This is a genomic window from Streptomyces roseofulvus, from assembly GCF_039534915.1.
Lineage (GTDB): Bacteria > Actinomycetota > Actinomycetes > Streptomycetales > Streptomycetaceae > Streptomyces > Streptomyces roseofulvus.
Genome location: NZ_BAAAWE010000001.1, coordinates 4,112,798 through 4,129,550 on the forward strand (window position 1 = coordinate 4,112,798; position 16,753 = coordinate 4,129,550).

The window sequence follows — 16,753 nt, forward strand, 5'->3', positions numbered from 1 at the left end:
AGTCACGGTAGTCGCGGCGGCTGACGTGGTTCAAGTTGTTGTCCACAGCCTGTGCACAAAGGGGCCCTGCGACGGGTCGGTTTGACCGGATGGCGTAACCGCGCGTACCGTAACCAGGTCGAGTTGTCGATGGCTGCTGCCGCCTGCCTCCGATGGGCAAAGATCACCCTGTGTGATCGCGTAGCGGTGCACTCGAGCGTATGCGAGCTACTCGTGGGCGCACGGTGACAGCCAGGCGATGTCCCGCCACCACCCGAATCATTTCTGGAGCCCCCGAGTGAGCAAGCGCACCTTCCAGCCGAACAACCGTCGTCGCGCGAAGACCCACGGCTTCCGCCTGCGCATGCGTACCCGTGCCGGCCGCGCCATCCTGGCGAACCGCCGTGCCAAGGGTCGCGCGAGCCTGTCCGCCTGATCCACCTAAACAGGTCATGACGTGCTGCCTACCGAGAATCGGCTGAGGCGGCGCGAGGACTTCGCAACCGCGGTACGCCGAGGACGCCGGGCCGGTCGCCCGCTCCTCGTCGTCCACCTACGAAGCGGTGCAACGGACCCGCACGCGCCTGGGGAGAGCGCTCCCCCGACGCGTGCGGGTTTCGTCGTGAGCAAGGCCGTGGGCGGTGCGGTCGTCCGCAACCAGGTGAAGCGTCGTCTGCGCCACCTCGTCCGCGACCGGCTGTCCGCGCTGCCCCCCGGTAGCCTGGTGGTCGTACGGGCGTTGCCCGGAGCCGGTGACGCCGACCACGCCCACCTGGCCCGCGACCTGGACGCCGCTCTCCAGCGGCTGCTGGGAGGGGGTACGCGATGAAGTACCCGTTCCTCGCCCTCATCAAGCTGTACCAGTGGACGATCAGCCCGCTTCTGGGCGACGTCTGCCGGTACTACCCGTCGTGTTCCCACTACGGATTCACGGCCATAGACCGGCATGGCGCGATCAAGGGCATCGCCCTGACCGCCTGGCGCATCCTGCGGTGCAATCCGTGGTCGCCCGGCGGAGTGGACCATGTCCCCCCGCGGAAGCGTCCGCGCTGGCACGAGATGCTCAGGAACGCGCTGCGCGGCGACAAGGGCGGGATCTCCGCCGAGACGAGCCCGGCCGCAGAGACCTCGCCCAATGCTCAAGGAGCCTGATTAGTGGACACGATTGCCAGTCTGTTCAGCTTCATCACCTGGCCCGTTTCCTGGGTCATCGTCCAGTTCCACAAGCTGTACGGGGCCGTCTTCGGCCCTGACACGGGCTGGGCCTGGGGTCTGTCGATCGTGTCCCTCGTGGTGCTGATCCGCATCTGTCTGATCCCGCTCTTCGTGAAGCAGATCAAGGCGACGCGGAACATGCAGGCGCTCCAGCCGAAGATGAAGGCGATCCAGGAGCGCTACAAGAGCGACAAGCAGCGTCAGTCCGAAGAGATGATGAAGCTGTACAAGGAGACGGGCACCAACCCGCTCTCCTCGTGCCTTCCCATCCTCGCCCAGTCGCCGTTCTTCTTCGCCCTGTACCACGTGCTGTCCAACATCGCGTCGGGCAAGGAGATCGGTGTCCTCAACCAGGAGCTGGTCGACAGCGCCCGCCAGGCGCACATCTTCGGTGCCCCGATCGCCTCGAAGTTCATGGACTCGCCCGAGGCCGTCGCGGCCCTCGGCGCCTCGCTGACCGATGTCCGCATCGTCACCGCGATCATGATCGTCCTGATGTCGGCCTCGCAGTTCTTCACCCAGCGCCAGCTGATGATGAAGAACGTCGACCTCTCGGTGAAGACCCCGTACATGCAGCAGCAGAAGATGCTCATGTACATCTTCCCGGTGATCTTCGCCGTCATGGGCATCAACTTCCCCGTCGGTGTCCTCGTCTACTGGCTGACCACCAACGTGTGGACCATGGGCCAGCAGATGTACGTGATCAACCAGAACCCGACCCCGGGCAGCAAGGCGCAGGACTCCTACCTGCAGCGCCTGCTGAAGAGCGTCACGCACCACGGTGAGGTCCGCAGCCGGCGCCACAAGGCCGTCGTCAAGGCGATCGTCGCCAAGGGCTCCGACCGCAACGAGAACGAGCGCCGCTTCATCGGCGCCCTGGCCAAGGCCGGCTTCGCCGCCCAGGCCGACGGCACCGTGGTGAAGAGCGACGCCGCCGTCGCCGAGGCCGAGGGCACCGCCGCCCCCAAGCGGCAGCAGCCCAAGCGCCAGACCAAGGCCCAGCGCCAGTCCGGCGGCCAGCAGGCCAAGAGCGACGAGACGGTCACCGAGACCGCCGAGGAGTCCGCGGGCGAGACCGCCCAGGACACCGGGGCGAAGACCTCGCTGGAGAGGAAGCCCGAGACGCCCGCCAAGGGCGCTCCGCAGGGCGGCGGCCGCAGCCGCGCCAACTCCGGCGGCTCCCGCCAGCGCAAGGGCCAGCAGCGGCCCAAGCACCCGTCCTCCAAGAAGTAGAAGCGTCCACGTAGCTTCCCCGTAGTTAGAAGGAGTCCATCCGTGACGGAAGGCACCACCTCCGCCGCCGAGGGTGGCGACACCCTGACCCGCCTGGAGCAGGAGGGTGAGATCGCGGCCGACTACCTTGAGGGCCTGCTCGACATCGCCGACCTCGACGGCGACATCGACATGGACGTCGAGGCGGACCGGGCCGCGGTCTCGATCATCAGCGACTCCGGCAGCCGCGACCTGCAGAAGCTCGTGGGCCGCGACGGCGAGGTGCTGGAGGCGCTCCAGGAGCTGACCCGCCTCGCCGTGCACCGGGAGACCGGTGACCGCAGCCGGCTGATGCTCGACATCGCCGGGTTCCGTGCGCAGAAGCGCACGGAGCTGGCCCAGATCGGCGCCAAGGCCGCGGACGAGGTGAAGTCCACCGGCCAGCCGGTCAAGCTGGACCCGATGACCCCGTTCGAGCGCAAGGTCGTGCACGACGCGGTCGCCGCCGCCGGTCTGCGCAGCGAGTCCGAGGGCGAGGAGCCGCAGCGCTTCGTCGTCGTCCTCCCTGCCTGACCCCCCTCATCGCGTCGGCCCCGTCTGTTCGCAGACGGGGCCGATCTTTGTCAGCCTGATAGTTCAGCCACCACAGTGCGCTCGCACGGTACGCGTGCGGTACGGAAGGACGGTCCCCGTGACGGAGGCAGCGGAGCTCCCCGAGGCGCCCGAGCAGGCACGGAAGGTCTTCGGCGAGTACTTCCCCGAGGCCGTGCGGTACGCGGAGCTGCTCGCGGACGCCGGTGTGAAGCGGGGGCTCATCGGCCCCCGCGAGGTCCCGCGACTGTGGGAGCGCCACCTCCTGAACTGCGCCGTCCTCGGCGAGGTCGTCCCCGAGGGCGTGACCGTGTGCGACGTGGGCTCCGGGGCCGGTCTGCCCGGCATCCCGCTGGCCCTGGTGCGGCCCGATCTGAAGATCACGCTCCTGGAGCCGCTGCTGCGCCGGATCACCTTCCTCCAGGAGGTCGTCGAGCTGCTCGGGCTCGACCACGTGACCGTCGTGCGCGGTCGTGCCGAGGAGATGCTCGGCAAGTTCCCGCCGGTCCACGTCGTGACCGCCCGTGCCGTGGCGCCCCTCGACCGGCTGGCCGGCTGGGGCGTCCCCCTGCTCCGCCCCTACGGCGAGATGCTGCTCCTGAAGGGCGACACCGCGGAGGAGGAGCTCGACGGGGCGCGTTCCGCGCTCTCCAAGCTGGGCGTGGTGGAGACCTCGGTGCTCCACGTCGGCGAGGGCATCGTCGATCCGATGTCCACGGTGGTGCGGGTCGAGGTCGGCGAGAGCCCCGGTGGTGTGCGCTTCGCGGCCAAGCGGGCCAAGGCCGCACGGACGAGCAAGACCCGTCGGCGCCGCTGAGCGTCGCATTCGTCCGCTTTCACGGAGTGTCGGACGGTCCCGGCATGGCCGCAGGGGCATCGTGTTTCACGTGAAACGTCGCTCACTGCTCCAGGGGATCATCAGCCGCGGGCGCGCGGCTGCCACCCCCCGGGACCGCCGACCCCGTGTGAAGCCACCCGCGAGGGTTACGGAGTTTTCCACAGAGGTGGATTCACCCACAGATCCACCGACCTCGCTGGTTCCGGACCCCGAAGGCATGGCAGGCTCTTCCCATCGCGAGCTTGATGCCGAGGAGAGTGAATCCTTGCGGTCCGACGCCAACATCGCGGGACCGATGACCGATCCGGTCCCCGGTCCCCGAACCGAATCGGCGGGGGAGGATGTTTCACGTGAAACACTGCCCCCGATGGACGACACCCCCATTGGCCGTGCCGCCCAGCTGGCCGTAGAGGCCCTGGGCCGGGCCGGGGAGGGACTGCCCCGTCCCGAGCAGACGCGCATCATGGTGGTGGCCAACCAGAAGGGCGGCGTGGGCAAGACGACCACGACCGTCAACCTGGCCGCTTCCCTGGCGCTGCACGGTGCCCGCGTCCTCGTCATCGACCTGGACCCGCAGGGCAACGCCTCCACGGCCCTGGGCATCGACCACCACGCCGACGTGCCCTCCATCTACGACGTCCTCGTCGACAGCCGGCCGCTCTCCGAGGTGGTCCAGCCGGTCCTGGACGTCGAAGGCCTCTTCTGTGCCCCGGCCACGATCGATCTCGCCGGTGCGGAGATCGAGCTGGTCTCGATGGTGGCGCGGGAGAGCCGGCTCCAGCGCGCGATCCAGGCGTACGAGCAGCCGCTGGACTACGTCCTGATCGACTGCCCGCCCTCCCTCGGCCTGCTCTCGGTGAACGCCCTGGTGGCGGGCGCCGAGGTGCTCATCCCGATCCAGTGCGAGTACTACGCGCTGGAGGGCCTGGGGCAGCTCCTGAAGAACGTGGACCTGGTCCGCGGCCACCTCAACCCGACGCTGCACGTCTCGACGATCCTGCTGACCATGTACGACGGCCGGACCCGGCTCGCGTCGCAGGTCGCCGAGGAGGTCCGCAGCCACTTCGGGAAGGAGGTGCTCCGGACCAGCATCCCTCGGTCCGTCCGCATCTCCGAGGCACCCAGCTACGGCCAGACCGTGATCACCTACGACCCCGGCTCCAGCGGAGCCCTGTCGTACATCGAAGCGGCGCGCGAGATCGCCTTCCGGGGCGTCGCCGTCCACTACGAGCCCCAGCAGCACGGCCGCGTGGGGCACCAGAACAACCAGCACAGCATGGCGGAGGAACTTCAGTGAGCGACCGACGTAGGGGACTGGGGCCGCGGGGGCTCGGCGCGCTGTTCGCCGGCGCCCCCCAGGACCAGCAGGCGCCGGAGACCGGCGCCGTCTCCACGCTCCCCGGGAGCGGCGCGGCACGCCTGTTCCCCCAGGGAGCCCCGCAGCCCGAGACCGCCGTCGCGCCGGCGGAGCCCGAGCCGACGCTGGTCGCCGGGGCGTACTTCACCGAGATCCCGATCGGTGACATCAGCCCCAACGCGCAGCAGCCGCGGAAGGTCTTCGACGAGGACGCCCTCGCCGAGCTGGTCACCTCCATCAAGGAGGTCGGCCTGCTCCAGCCCGTGGTCGTCCGCAAGGCCGAGGGCGGGCGCTACGAACTGATCATGGGCGAGCGGCGCTGGCGGGCCTCCGACGAGGCCGGCCTGCAGACCATTCCCGCGATCGTCCGGGCCACCGACGACGAGAAGATGCTCCTGGACGCGCTCCTGGAGAACCTGCACCGGGCCCAGCTGAACCCGCTGGAGGAGGCCGCCGCCTACGAGCAGCTGCTGACCGACTTCAGCTGCACCCACGACCAGCTCGCCGACCGGATCGGGCGCTCCCGGTCGCAGGTCTCCAACACCCTGCGGCTGCTGCGGCTCTCCCCGGCGGTCCAGCGCCGGGTCGCCGCCGGGGTGCTCTCCGCCGGCCACGCCCGTGCCCTTCTCGGCGTGGAGGACCCGGAGGCGCAGGACCAGCTGGCGCAGCGGATCGTCGCCGAGGGGCTCTCGGTGCGCTCGGTCGAGGAGATCGTGCGGCTCATGAGCTTCGACGAGCCCGCCGCCGCCAAGACGCGCAAGCCGCGCGCGGGCGGCCGGGTCTCGCCGGTCTTCTCCAGCCTGGCCACCCGTCTCTCGGACCGCTTCGAGACCCGGGTGAAGGTCGACCTGGGCCAGTCGAAGGGCAAGATCGTCGTCGAGTTCGCCTCGGTGGAGGACCTCGACCGGATCCTCTCCACGCTCGCCCCGGGCGAGGACAACGTGAAGCAGATGCTGAAGGCGGAGCAGGAGTGGGAGGAGGACGGGGAGTAGTCCCCGCCGGACCCCCAGGGCGGGTCGTGTTCCGGTCGTCATCGGAACGCGGCCCGCCCTTTGCCTGTGTGCGGTGTCGCCCCGACAGCCCGCTGGTTACGATTCCGAGAGCCGTATCCGTGCTCGGTGGCCGTCCGACGGCCAGGGAAGCGAGGGGCAGCCGTGGGGCGTCGGCTCGTACCGCTCACGCTGGACAATCTTCCGCACCTTCCGAAGCGCTGTCGCTCCTGCGTCTTCTGGGAGCTCGATCCGGTGAGCGGGGAGGCCGCCGTGAAGGCGGGCCGCGCGGAGGTCGAGAAGGAGGCGTGGATCTCCGCCGTCCTGCTGGAGTGGGGGTCCTGCGGCCGGGTCGTCTACGTGGACGAGGTGCCGGTCGGTTACGTGCTCTACGCTCCCCCGGCCTATGTGCCCCGGTCGACGGCCTTCCCCACGAGCCCCGTGTCGGCCGACGCCGTCCAGTTGATGACGGCCTGGATCATGCCGGAGTACCAGGGGCAGGGCCTGGGGCGGGTGATGGTGCAGACGGTCGCCAAGGACGTGCTGCGGCGGGGCTTCAAGGCGATCGAGGCGTTCGGCGACGCCCGCTGGAAGGAACCGGCCTGCGTGCTGCCGGCCGACCACCTGCTGGCGGTCGGCTTCAAGACCGTCCGGCCGCACCCCGCCTTCCCCCGGCTCCGCCTGGAACTGCGGACGACGCTCTCCTGGAAGGAGGACGTCGAGATGGCCCTGGACCGCCTGCTCGGCGCGGTACAGAAGGAGCCGGCCCTTCGGCCCCTGTGAGCACGGCGACGGAGAACGCGAAACGGCCCGCCCCTTTTCCAGGGGCGGGCCGTTTCACGTGAAACAGTGCGGGGTCACTTCGCCGCGACGAAGGGCTCCAGGTCGCGCAGGATCGCGGCCTTCGGCTTGGCACCGACGATGGTCTTCACGACCTCGCCGCCCTGGTAGACGTTGAGCGTCGGGATGGACATGACGCCGTACTTGGCGGCCGTGGCCGGGTTCTCGTCGATGTTGAGCTTCACGATCTCGATCTCGCCGTGCTCGGCGGCGATGGCCTCCAGCGACGGGGCGATCTGGCGGCACGGGCCGCACCAGGCAGCCCAGAAGTCCACCAGAACGGGCTTGTCGCTCTTGAGGACGTCCTCTTCGAAGGAAGCGTCGGTCACGTTCTTCAGGGCGCCGGCCACGGCGGCCTCCTTAACTTCGCGGGGTGTGGGGTGGAGAGAGTTCGGGTCAGACCGCGGGGGTCTCGGCCAGCTTCTCGCTGTCGGCGAGGGCGGCCAGGAAGCGCTCGGCGTCGAGCGCGGCGGAGCAGCCGGTACCGGCGGCCGTGATGGCCTGGCGGTAGGTGTGGTCGACGACGTCACCGGCGCCGAAGACACCGGTGAGGTTGGTACGGGTCGACGGGGCGTCGACCTTGAGGTAGCCCTCCTCGTCGAGGTCCAGCTGGCCCTTGAAGAGCTCGGTCCGCGGGTCGTGGCCCACGGCGATGAAGAGACCGGTCACCGGCAGCGCGGTGGTCTCGCCCGTCTTCGTGTTGCGCAGGGTCAGACCGGAGAGCTTCTGCTCGCCGTGGATCTCGGTCACCTCGTTGTCCCAGGCGAACTTGATCTTCGGGTCGGCGAAGGCGCGCTCCTGCATCGCCTTGGAGGCGCGCAGGGTGTCGCGGCGGTGGACGATCGTCACCGACTTGGCGAAGCGCGAGAGGAAGGTCGCCTCCTCGATCGCGGTGTCGCCGCCGCCGACGACGGCGATGTCCTGGTCCTTGAAGAAGAAGCCGTCGCAGGTGGCGCACCAGGAGACACCGCGGCCGGAGAGAGTGTCCTCGTTCGGCAGGCCCAGCTTGCGGTGCTGCGAGCCGGTGGTGACGATGACGGCCTTGGCGCGGTGCACGGTGCCGGCGGTGTCGGTGACGGTCTTGATCTCACCGGTGAGGTCCACGGCGACGACGTCGTCCGGGACGAGCTCGGCACCGAAGCGCTCGGCCTGCGCCCGCATGTTGTCCATGAGGTCCGGGCCCATGATGCCGTCACGGAAACCGGGGAAGTTCTCGACCTCGGTGGTGTTCATCAGGGCGCCACCGGCGGTCACGGCGCCCTCGAAGACCAGCGGGTTCAGCGACGCGCGGGCCGTGTAGAGCGCGGCGGTGTAACCCGCGGGCCCGGAGCCGATGATGATCACGTTACGGACGTCGCTCACGGGTTTCTTCCTCGTCTCTGCAGACTGCCTACTGCCTACGGGGCGGTGTCTCGGTCACTCTCACCCCACCCAACGGATCCTAAGGGGCCAGCATTCCCGAGGGCGCCGCGCGGCGCGTGCGTGAGACGAAGAGTGAGACGGGACCGTGGGACGGGGCGCGTTCAGGGCTTCGGGTAGGAGGACGTCTGCAGCAGCTGGGCCGGGGTGTCCCCGGTACAGGAGGCGTCGACGACGTATGCCTGGACGCGGCCGGCGTCGGCCCGGTCGGGGAGGACGAGCAGATAGGCGGCGACGCCCCCGTACTCGCCGCGCTCCGAGGCGAGGACGGTGTCCTGGCGCCCGGTGCCCGCGAGCACGCAGCCAGGCACGGCGGGGTCGCTGTTCCGCTGGGCGGCGCCGACGTCCTCCGTCTGCTCGGCGGCGAGCGATTCGGGCCGCTCGCCCTTCGGCGTCCGGGCGGTGGGGTCCGCCGTGAGCAGACCCCGGACGCGGTCCTCGACCGGTTCGCCGGAGAAGGTGCCGACGGCCGCGCTCACGGCGGTGTCGGCCTTGGCGCCCTGGCTCTCCGGTGAGCCGTTCTGGGTGAGCGCGTAGAGACTCACGGCGCAGAACGCGGCGACGACCGTGCCGGCGAGGCCCGTGAGGGCGGCGATGCGGCCCCGGTGGCGGGTGCGCCCCCGCCCGGGACCGGTGGCCGTCTGGGGGCGGCCCTGCGGGCGGTCGGAGCCCGCCGTACGCCTGCCTGCGGCAGGGGTGACGGAGGCCGACTGCGTTGTTTCACGTGAAACACCGTCCTCCCCGGCCGTGGTTTCACGTGAAACAGGCCGGGCGGAATCCGGGGCGGTGGCATTGAGGAGCGCCTCGGCGGCGAGAGCGGCGTCGATCCGGCCGGCGATCTCGGCGGGCATGCGCGGCGGGCCCGGGAGGGTGCCGAGGAGCCCGCGGATCTCCTCCAGGGAGCTCCGGACGTCGGCGCAGAGGGCGCAGCCGTCGAGGTGCCGGCGGATCGTGGCGGAGCGGCTCGGCGAGAGCAGCCCCTCCGTCAGGTCGGAGATCTCCGAGACGTCCGGGTGCTGTGCTGTGTCGGCCTTGTCGGTCGTGGTCACGCGCGCCCACCTCCGCCCTTCACAGCAGCTGGATCGATCGGTCCGGTTTCCGTCGGCTCCGACACCGGTGGGACGGATGCCCCCGGCGTCCGGTTCCTTCCCCCTTCGGGAGCCTCGTTACCCACGGTGTCGGCGCGCAGATGAGTGAGCATCGGCAGCAGCCGGGCCCGGCCGCGTGCGCAGCGGCTTTTCACGGTGCCGGTGGGAACGCCGAGGATACGGGCCGCCTCGGCGACGGGGTATCCCTGCATGTCGACGAGGACGAGCGCGGCGCGCTGGTCGGGGGCGAGGGTGGCGAGCGCGCCGAGCAGTTGCCGGTGGAGGTCCTGACGTTCGGCGGGTGCCTCGGCGGACTCGTGCGGTTCGAGGAGCTGCTCGAAGCGGGCGGTGTCGTCCACCGGCGAGGTCCTGCGGCTGGCGCTCTTCCGCAGGCGGTCCAGGCAGGCGTTCACGGTGATGCGGTGGAGCCAGGTCGTGACGGCCGACTGGCCCCGGAAGGTGTGGGCGGCCCGGAAGGCCGAGAGGAGGGCGTCCTGGACGGCGTCGGCGGCCTCCTCGCGGTCGCCCAGGGTGCGGAGCGCCACCGCCCACAGGCGGTCGCGGTGGCGCCGTACGAGCTCACCGAAGGCGTCCGGGTCCCCGGCGACATGACGGGCCAGGAGTTCCCGGTCGTCTGCGGCGTCTATCGGACGGTCCAACGGTGACAGCCCCCTCCCCTTCGGTCGTCAGCCCATGACCTTGACTTCGCTCAGCTGGCCGCGGAACTCGCCCTCGTTGAGGGGGAGCTCGGTCAGCCAGACCAGAACGTACCGGGTCGTGACCGGCTTGGTGAGCTCCAGCTTCAGGTCGGTGCCGGCCTTGGACGCCTGGGTGGTGAAGCCGTCCGCCGTGGACGGTGCCGCGGAGGCGTCCTCGGGCGCCGTGCGGATCTCCACCGAGGTGTTCCCGACGAGCGAGAGGTCGACCTCGCGGACCTTCTGCGCCGATCCCAGGTCCAGGACGATCCCGACGCCGTCTTTCTGGTTGCCGAGGTTGGCGCTGGCGTAGTTCTTGGTGTGCCAGTAGGTGCCCGGGTCGCCGTCGAGGGCGTTCGGCACCGCCTCGGGGTACTCCTCGCCGTTGCCCTCGGGGAAGGGGTCGAAGTCCGTGGCCGAGGCGATCGTGAGCGGCTTCGGCGGCTCCGGCTTCTCGTCGGCCGGGGGCTGGACGACCGGCGCCTCCTGCGGGGTCTCCTTGGGGAGCAGACGGTCGGCGATCTGCCAACTGCCCAGGCCCAGGGCGGCGATGAGGAGAGCGCCGACGGCCCACTTCAGGGCCTTGCCGGTACGGCTCTCCAGCGGCGCCGGCGGCTGCGGGAGGGGCTGGGTGACCATGGGACGCGGCTGGGGGCGTCCGTACGTGCCCTGCTGGTACGTGGTGCGCTGGTACTCGGCGGGGGCGGGGAACTCGGGCTCCGGCGGCTTGACGCGGGGCATCGCGCCGACGGCCTTGGCGAGTTCGTCCGGCGTGGTGCAGGGCGGTTCCTGACGGGACGCGGTGGCCCCGTCGTTGGCGAGGGCGCGCATGGCGATCTCGGAGAGGCCGCGGTGGACTCCGGCGCGGACCTGGTCCGGCGGGATCAGGCCGACGCCCTTGGGCAGCCCGGAGAGGCCGTAGGCGTCGCTCTCGTACGGCCAGCGCTGGGTGAGCGCCGCGTAGAGGAGGGCGCCGATGGCCTCGGTGTCGGTGCGCTGCGGGCGGTCGGCGGTGATGCCGCGCAGGGCGGCGTTCACGGCGAGACCGCGGATGCGGTACTGACCGGTCGAGCTGCGCAGGACGGCGCTCGGCGTGAGCCGCAGGTGGGCCAGGCCCTCCCGGTGCGCGGCGGCCATCGCCTGGGAGACCTGGGTGACGAGCTGGTAGGCGTCATGGGCCGGCAGCGGGCCGTCCGCGAGGAGCGCGGTCAGCTCGGTGGTGTCCGGGAGCCACTCGTGGACGACGTAGACGAGGTCGTTCTCCTCGACCGCGTCGAGGACCTGGACGAACCGGGGGTCACCGAGCAGGGCCGCGGAACGGGCGGCGGCCAGGACGGAGCGGGCGCGTGGGTGGTCGGCCGGGAGCAGGTGCACGCCGACGGCCCGCCGCAGCTTCTCGTCGACGGCACGCCAGCTGCTGAATCCGTCCAGACGGGTGACGCACTCCTCCAACCGGTAGCGCCGGGCCAGTTTGTGGCCGCTGTGCAACTCCGGCGCCGCGATGGAGGGCTGTTCGCCGTTCTTCCGTTCGACCGCCTTCTGCTCGGGGGCCTCGGTGGGCTCCTCCGCCGTCTTCCGCTCTTCCGCCACCCCGTCGGTCGCGGCCGTGTCCGCCTGCGCGGTCAGCGGGTCGTCACCGCTGTTGTCGGCCACGTCGACGGCAGCCGTGCTACGTTCCGCCACCGTCGTTCCTGCCTCCCCATCCGTTGCGCCACATCCAACAGCCAAGCCAATTGTGCCCACAGTCGGACGCTATGCACGACACACGGTTCCCCCCGATGGTTGTCCTGGGGGACGGGATCAGCGTCCCAGGCGTCCCCGCACCATGCCCACGAGGGTGTTCAGTTCGGTGATCCGCATGCGGCGCGCGGCGACGAAGAAGGCCCCGAGGAGGACCGCGCCGCCGACGACGAGCGCCACCAGAGAACCGAGGGCGCCCTCGCCGAGCAGCTTCAGCAGGCCGAAGCCGGCGGCGCCGGCCAGCACCGCGGCCGGCAGCGAGGCCATGCAGAGACGGGCGTAGGTGCGCAGCACGTGGGCGCCGTCCAGGTCGCCGCCGAGGCGGTTGCGCAGCCGGCGCCAGGCGATGCCGACGCCGACGGCGTAGGCGAGGCCGTAGGAGGCGGCCATGCCGACCACGGCCCACTGCGCGGGCAGCAGGACGTAGCAGAGGGCGGAGGCCGCCGCGTTGACGGCGGCGACGATGACCGTGTTGTAGAAGGGGGTGCGGGTGTCCTCGTAGGCGTAGAAGCCGCGGAGGACGACGTACTGCACCGAGTACGGGATCAGGCCGAGGCCGAACGCCATCAGGATGAAGCCCATGCCCTGGGCGGCCTCGACGCCGCTGGAGGCGTACAGCAGGGTGCACATCGGGACGCCGAGGGCCAGGAAGGCGAAGGCGACCGGGACGATGGCGACGGCCGAGTTGCGCAGGCCCTGGGAGATGTCGTCGCGGACGGCGCCCGGGTCGTCGTCGCTGGCGGCGCGGGAGATCCGGGGCAGCAGGGCGGCCATGACGGAGACCGTGATGATGGCCTGCGGCATGCCCCAGATCAGCTGCGCGTTGGAGTACGCCAGGAAGCCGGCGCCGTTCTTGCCGGACTCCTCGCCGGCCGCGGTGGCGAGCTGGGTGACGACCAGGACGCCCGCCTGGTTCGCGAGGACGAAGAGGACGGTCCACTTGGCGAGCTTGACGGTCTTGCCGAGGCCGTGGCCCTTCCAGTCGAAGCGGGGCCGGAAGCGGAAGCCCGTCTCGCGCAGGTACGGGATCATCGCCAGCGCCTGGACGACGAGGCCGAGCAGGGTGCCGACGCCGAGAAGGCGGATGCCCTCGTCGGGGATGGTCTGCACGCCCATGTGGGACTCGGCGGAGGTGCCGTAGACCCAGATGAACAGGCCGAAGGTGACGATCATGACGATGTTGTTGAGGACCGGGGTCCACATCATCGCGCCGAACTTGCCGCGGGCGTTGAGGATCTGGCCCATCACCACGTGCACACCCATGAAGAAGATCGTGGGCAGGCAGTAGCGGGCGAAGGTCACCGCGACGCTGTTGGCGGCGGCGTCGTCGGCGATGGTGTTCGACATCAGCCGGATCAGCACGGGCGCCGCGAACACCGCGGCGACCACGATCAGGCCGAGCGCCACCATGACGAGGGTGAGCAGCCGGTTGGCGTACGCCTCGCCGCCGTCCTCGTCGTTCTTCATCGAGCGGACGAGCTGCGGCACGAAGACCGAGTTGAGGCCGCCGCCGACGGTGAGGATGTAGATCATCGTCGGCAGGGTGTACGCGATGGTGAAGGTGTCACCGAGCAGCGCGGCGCCGAGGGCGCCGGTGATGACCAGCGAGCGGACGAAGCCGGTGAGCCGGGAGACCAGGGTGCCCGCGGCCATCACGGCGCTCGACTTCAGCAGCCCGGAGGCGCGGCCGGTCCGCTTCGGCGCGGGCGCCGGCAGCGGGTCGGGCTCGGCGGCGGGGGCGGGCACCTGGCCCTGGCCCTGCTGGTCCCGGTAGAGGTGGGCGAAGGCGTCCTGCTCGGGCCGGTCGTCCTCGCTCGCCCGGGTCACCAGGTCGTCGACGCCGGTGAACTGGACCGTGCGGGCGTCGTCGCCGTACGGCAGGTGGCGGGAGGGGCCGTCGGGCTCGGGCGCCGGGGTGTGCGCCCAGACCCGCGGGTCCGGGGCGTGCTGCGGCGCGGCCGGCTGCTGGTAGAGCGCCGCGGGGTCCTGGTACGTGCCCGGCGGGGGCGGCGGGTGGGCGGCGCGGTCGTACAGCGCCTCGCCCACCGGGTCCTGCGCGGCCAGGTCCTGCGCCCGGTAGGGGTCGTGGGCGTAGGCGTCCTGGACGTAGGGGTCCTGGGCGTACGGGTTCTCGGGGTTCTGCGTGGACGGGTCCTGCGGCGCGGCCGCGTACGGGCTCTGCGCGTACGGAGCCTGCCCGTACGGGTCCTGCGGCGGGTACCCGGGGTGCTGCCCCTGCTGCGGGGCCTGCCCCTGCTGGGGGGGCGTGCCGCCGGACGGTGCGGCGCCGCCCGCACCCTGGCCGCGGTCAGCGTCGTACGGCGCGTTCATGGTTACCCCACCTCATCGTCCCCGGCCGACCGGCCACGACATCGCTCAACGGTCCACTTTCTCACTCGGGCTCGACGGGTCGCCGCTTTCGGGGCCGGTGTCCGTGTCCGGGTCACTCGGGTGCTCGGCCGCGGGGGTGTCCTGCGCGGTCGTGTCGTCCTCGGGGCCGGCCGGCTCGGCCTCGGCCTCCGGCTCGGACTCTGCCTCCGGCTCGACCTCGGTCTCCGTCTCGGCCTCTGCCTCGGCGGCGCGGGCGGCCAGCCGCTTGCGCTGGCTGTACATGCGGACGCCGGCGAGGACGAGCAGCAGCACACCGCCGGCGATGACCAGCATCACCGTCGGGGTCATCTCGGAGACCCGCACGGTGAAGGTCATCGGGGCGCCGTAGGGCGTGCCGTCCACCGTGTAGAGCTGGGCGGTCATCGAGACCTGGCCGTTGGCGTTGGCCGAGGCGGGGAACTTCACCGACTGGCTGTGCCCGGCGCGGACCGTGATGGGCAGGTCCGCCGAGCCCTCGCCGTCGACCTTCAGACGGGCCTTGTTGCTGGAGGACAGCCGCAGGACCAGCCCCTCCACGTCCTGGAGGAGCTTGTTCTGCACCGTGACCGGGATGGTCGCGCTGCGCCCCGACAGGGTCAGGTCGGACTTGTCGACGAGGACGACGCTCTTGGTGAGCCGCTGGAGGACGTCCCGGACGTCGACGCGGTAGATCGCCGCCTCGCTCGCCCGGCCGCGCCAGGAGGTGGACATCTCGCGGTTGATCGCGTTGCCCACCGGCGGCACGACGCGGGTCGCGTCGGTGAGGATGACCTTGAAGTCGTCCAGCTCGTCACGGGTGGTCTTCATGTCCCGGAACGCCTGCACGGGAAGCTCGCCGTCCCGGAGCCTCTTCGGGTACTGCGAGCCGCGCGGCACCGTGGTGGAGGCGTCCGGGTCGGGCTTGACCGCGGCCGCGGCGACCAGGTCGAGCGGCTGCGTCCAGCGGCGCGCGCCGAGCCCGCGCACGGCGGTGGCCATCGCCTGCGCCTGCGCCACGCTCGGCCGGCGCTGCGGGGCGACCACGACGCTGCGCTGGTCCTGCGGCTGCTCCAGGGTGATCGCGAGGGTCTGCGCCAGGAACTCCTGCACGGCGAGCGTCGACGTCTCGGCGCGGACCATGTCCCCCTGGAAGGCGGTCGACAGCTCCGCGTCGCTCACCACCGCCGTCGTCCCGCCGCCGAGGGGACGGGCCGCGGTGGGCGTGTACGAGAGGTCGTCGTCCTGGATGCTGTCGCTGCGGGCGATCACCTTGCGGGCGCCGGCCGAGGTCGCGACGGCCATGATCGACGGGTCGACGGCGCCGTCGACCGGCCAGGCGAAGTCGGTGGCCGGCTGGACGTGGAGGATCGTCTCGACGGTCGACCCGGCAAGCTCCGTCGCCGACTGGAGGTGCTCGAGGGAGCCGGGGACGGCCTTGCCGTGGTGGGCGAGGGAGGCGAGGTCGGGGTCGGCGAAGGGCAGCGCGACCACCTTGCGGCCCTGCACCGCCTTCTCCAGCATGCCGAGCCAGCGCTCGGCCAGCTTCCTGTTCGCCTCCGTGCCGGCGGTGTGCCCGGTGCCGTCCTTGACGCGGTAGCCGTTGGCCATGGCGTCGACGGAGGCCAGCAGGTCCGGGTCGATCACCCAGGTGACCGGGAGGCCCTGGCCCAGGGTGACCAGCTCGTCGAGCCGGCCGCCGGGGCGGAGCTCCTCGGCCAGGTCGTCGTCCTGGAAGACGGGGGTCTGCTGGTCGTCCGAGGCGGTGTCGGCCGAGATGTGTGCCGAGGACATCAGCGGCCAGAGGTAGGTGAGCTGGGTCCGCTTGTCGGTCGGCTCGGGCTGGTACGGCAGGAAGGTCCGCTCGATGCCGAGGACGCGGTCGTACTGCGCCTCGGAGGTCTGCCCGGTGATCGAGACGCCCAGCTGGTAGATGCCGCCCTCGTCGTCGAGGCCCAGCTTGGAGACGGGTACGGAGATCCGGAAGTCGTGCGCGACGCCGACGTCCAGCCGGGGGATGTCGATCTCGGGGGCGGCGTCCAGCGGCTGCGGGTCGCTGTCGGAGCGGAAGCCCTTGCGCCGGGCGACCTGGTCGATCTCGCTGCGGCTGTTCATCCGCGGGCCGACCCGCAGGTTCACCGTGGCGTCCGTGATGGCGCGCTTGCCGCGGTTGGTCATCGTCCCGGTGACGGTGACGGTGTCCCCCTCGACCGGGGCGCTCGGGGTGAGCGTGTCGATCGACACATCGACCGTCCGGGAGACCTGGCCCTCCTCGGGCGCCTTGGCGGACGCCGAGGGGTTGTGGAGGAGGCCGGCGAGCAGGGGCGCTCCGACGGCGATGGTGAGGGTGCGCCGCAGCCATCGGCGGGCAGGTGAGGGACCGGTTCCCTGGAAAGCTGCCGCCTCAGCCACGCGTTCGCCCGTCCTCGTCGTTGTCGGTGGTG

16 protein-coding genes are annotated in these 16,753 nt (G+C 71.1%); 9 read left to right on the forward strand and 7 right to left on the reverse strand.

What is annotated here, in order from left to right; all coding sequences use genetic code 11:
* Positions 1 to 277: 277 nt before the first annotated feature.
* The 9 genes from rpmH (at position 278) to ABFY03_RS18930 (ending at position 6,964) form a co-directional block, all read left to right on the forward strand.
* Positions 278 to 415, forward strand: coding sequence for a 50S ribosomal protein L34 (gene rpmH / locus ABFY03_RS18890; protein ID WP_015659252.1), 138 nt, complete (start codon positions 278 to 280; stop codon positions 413 to 415).
* 21 nt (positions 416 to 436) lie between these two features.
* A complete protein-coding gene (rnpA, locus tag ABFY03_RS18895) occupies positions 437 to 808 on the forward strand; it encodes a ribonuclease P protein component (RefSeq protein WP_043222725.1) in 372 nt (123 codons plus the stop codon).
* Entirely contained in the window at positions 805 to 1,131 is a 327-nt protein-coding gene (gene yidD, locus ABFY03_RS18900; RefSeq protein WP_030493766.1) for a membrane protein insertion efficiency factor YidD, read from the forward strand. Before rnpA ends, yidD begins: the two co-directional genes overlap by 4 nt.
* A 3-nt stretch (positions 1,132 to 1,134) precedes the next feature.
* The gene (yidC, locus tag ABFY03_RS18905) at positions 1,135 to 2,427 is read left to right on the forward strand and encodes a membrane protein insertase YidC (protein ID WP_346170424.1); all 1,293 of its coding nucleotides are present in this window, start codon (positions 1,135 to 1,137) and stop codon (positions 2,425 to 2,427) included.
* A gap of 42 nt (positions 2,428 to 2,469) precedes the next feature.
* Complete coding sequence (locus ABFY03_RS18910; protein ID WP_319011533.1) at positions 2,470 to 2,979, forward strand: Jag family protein; 510 nt, start codon at positions 2,470 to 2,472, stop codon at positions 2,977 to 2,979.
* Between the two features lie 118 nt (positions 2,980 to 3,097).
* Entirely contained in the window at positions 3,098 to 3,814 is a 717-nt protein-coding gene (rsmG, locus tag ABFY03_RS18915) for a 16S rRNA (guanine(527)-N(7))-methyltransferase RsmG (protein WP_319011534.1), read from the forward strand.
* 238 nt (positions 3,815 to 4,052) lie between these two features.
* Positions 4,053 to 5,132 carry a ParA family protein gene (locus tag ABFY03_RS18920; protein ID WP_319011535.1) on the forward strand — a complete coding sequence of 360 codons (1,080 nt, stop codon included), beginning with the start codon at positions 4,053 to 4,055 and terminating at the stop codon, positions 5,130 to 5,132.
* A complete protein-coding gene (locus ABFY03_RS18925; protein WP_319011536.1) occupies positions 5,129 to 6,184 on the forward strand; it encodes a ParB/RepB/Spo0J family partition protein in 1,056 nt (351 codons plus the stop codon). The genes ABFY03_RS18920 and ABFY03_RS18925 overlap by 4 nt, the downstream gene beginning before the upstream one ends.
* A gap of 162 nt (positions 6,185 to 6,346) precedes the next feature.
* Positions 6,347 to 6,964, forward strand: a complete 618-nt coding sequence (locus ABFY03_RS18930) for a GNAT family N-acetyltransferase (protein ID WP_319011537.1) — start codon at positions 6,347 to 6,349, stop codon at positions 6,962 to 6,964.
* 74 nt (positions 6,965 to 7,038) lie between these two features.
* Here the strand turns inward: ABFY03_RS18930 and trxA are convergent, their stop codons facing one another.
* From trxA to ABFY03_RS18965, 7 genes are all read right to left on the reverse strand, one after another.
* Entirely contained in the window at positions 7,039 to 7,371 is a 333-nt protein-coding gene (gene trxA / locus ABFY03_RS18935; protein ID WP_043222711.1) for a thioredoxin, read from the reverse strand.
* Positions 7,372 to 7,417: 46 nt separating this feature from the next.
* Positions 7,418 to 8,383, reverse strand: a complete 966-nt coding sequence (gene trxB / locus ABFY03_RS18940) for a thioredoxin-disulfide reductase (RefSeq protein ID WP_319011538.1) — start codon at positions 8,381 to 8,383, stop codon at positions 7,418 to 7,420.
* Between the two features lie 161 nt (positions 8,384 to 8,544).
* Positions 8,545 to 9,489, reverse strand: coding sequence for a hypothetical protein (locus ABFY03_RS18945; RefSeq protein ID WP_346170425.1), 945 nt, complete (start codon positions 9,487 to 9,489; stop codon positions 8,545 to 8,547).
* Positions 9,486 to 10,187 carry an RNA polymerase sigma factor SigM gene (gene sigM, locus ABFY03_RS18950; protein WP_319011540.1) on the reverse strand — a complete coding sequence of 234 codons (702 nt, stop codon included), beginning with the start codon at positions 10,185 to 10,187 and terminating at the stop codon, positions 9,486 to 9,488. The genes ABFY03_RS18945 and sigM overlap by 4 nt, the downstream gene beginning before the upstream one ends.
* Before the next feature lie 27 nt (positions 10,188 to 10,214).
* Positions 10,215 to 11,906 carry a protein kinase family protein gene (locus ABFY03_RS18955; protein WP_346170426.1) on the reverse strand — a complete coding sequence of 564 codons (1,692 nt, stop codon included), beginning with the start codon at positions 11,904 to 11,906 and terminating at the stop codon, positions 10,215 to 10,217.
* A gap of 117 nt (positions 11,907 to 12,023) precedes the next feature.
* Positions 12,024 to 14,294: a murein biosynthesis integral membrane protein MurJ gene (murJ, locus tag ABFY03_RS18960; protein ID WP_319011542.1), complete on the reverse strand. Its 2,271-nt coding sequence runs from the start codon at positions 14,292 to 14,294 to the stop codon at positions 12,024 to 12,026.
* Positions 14,295 to 14,339: 45 nt separating this feature from the next.
* Positions 14,340 to 16,721, reverse strand: coding sequence for a DUF6049 family protein (locus ABFY03_RS18965; RefSeq protein ID WP_346170427.1), 2,382 nt, complete (start codon positions 16,719 to 16,721; stop codon positions 14,340 to 14,342).
* Positions 16,722 to 16,753: the final 32 nt, after the last annotated feature.

Coding starts and splice junctions, on each gene's coding strand:
- ABFY03_RS18920 (WP_319011535.1), top strand. CDS start 4,053: ATGGCAGGCTCTTCCCATCGCGAGCTTGATGCCGAGGAGAGTGAATCC.
- yidD (WP_030493766.1), top strand. CDS start 805: ATGAAGTACCCGTTCCTCGCCCTCATCAAGCTGTACCAGTGGACGATC.
- murJ (WP_319011542.1), bottom strand. CDS start 14,294: ATGAACGCGCCGTACGACGCTGACCGCGGCCAGGGTGCGGGCGGCGCC.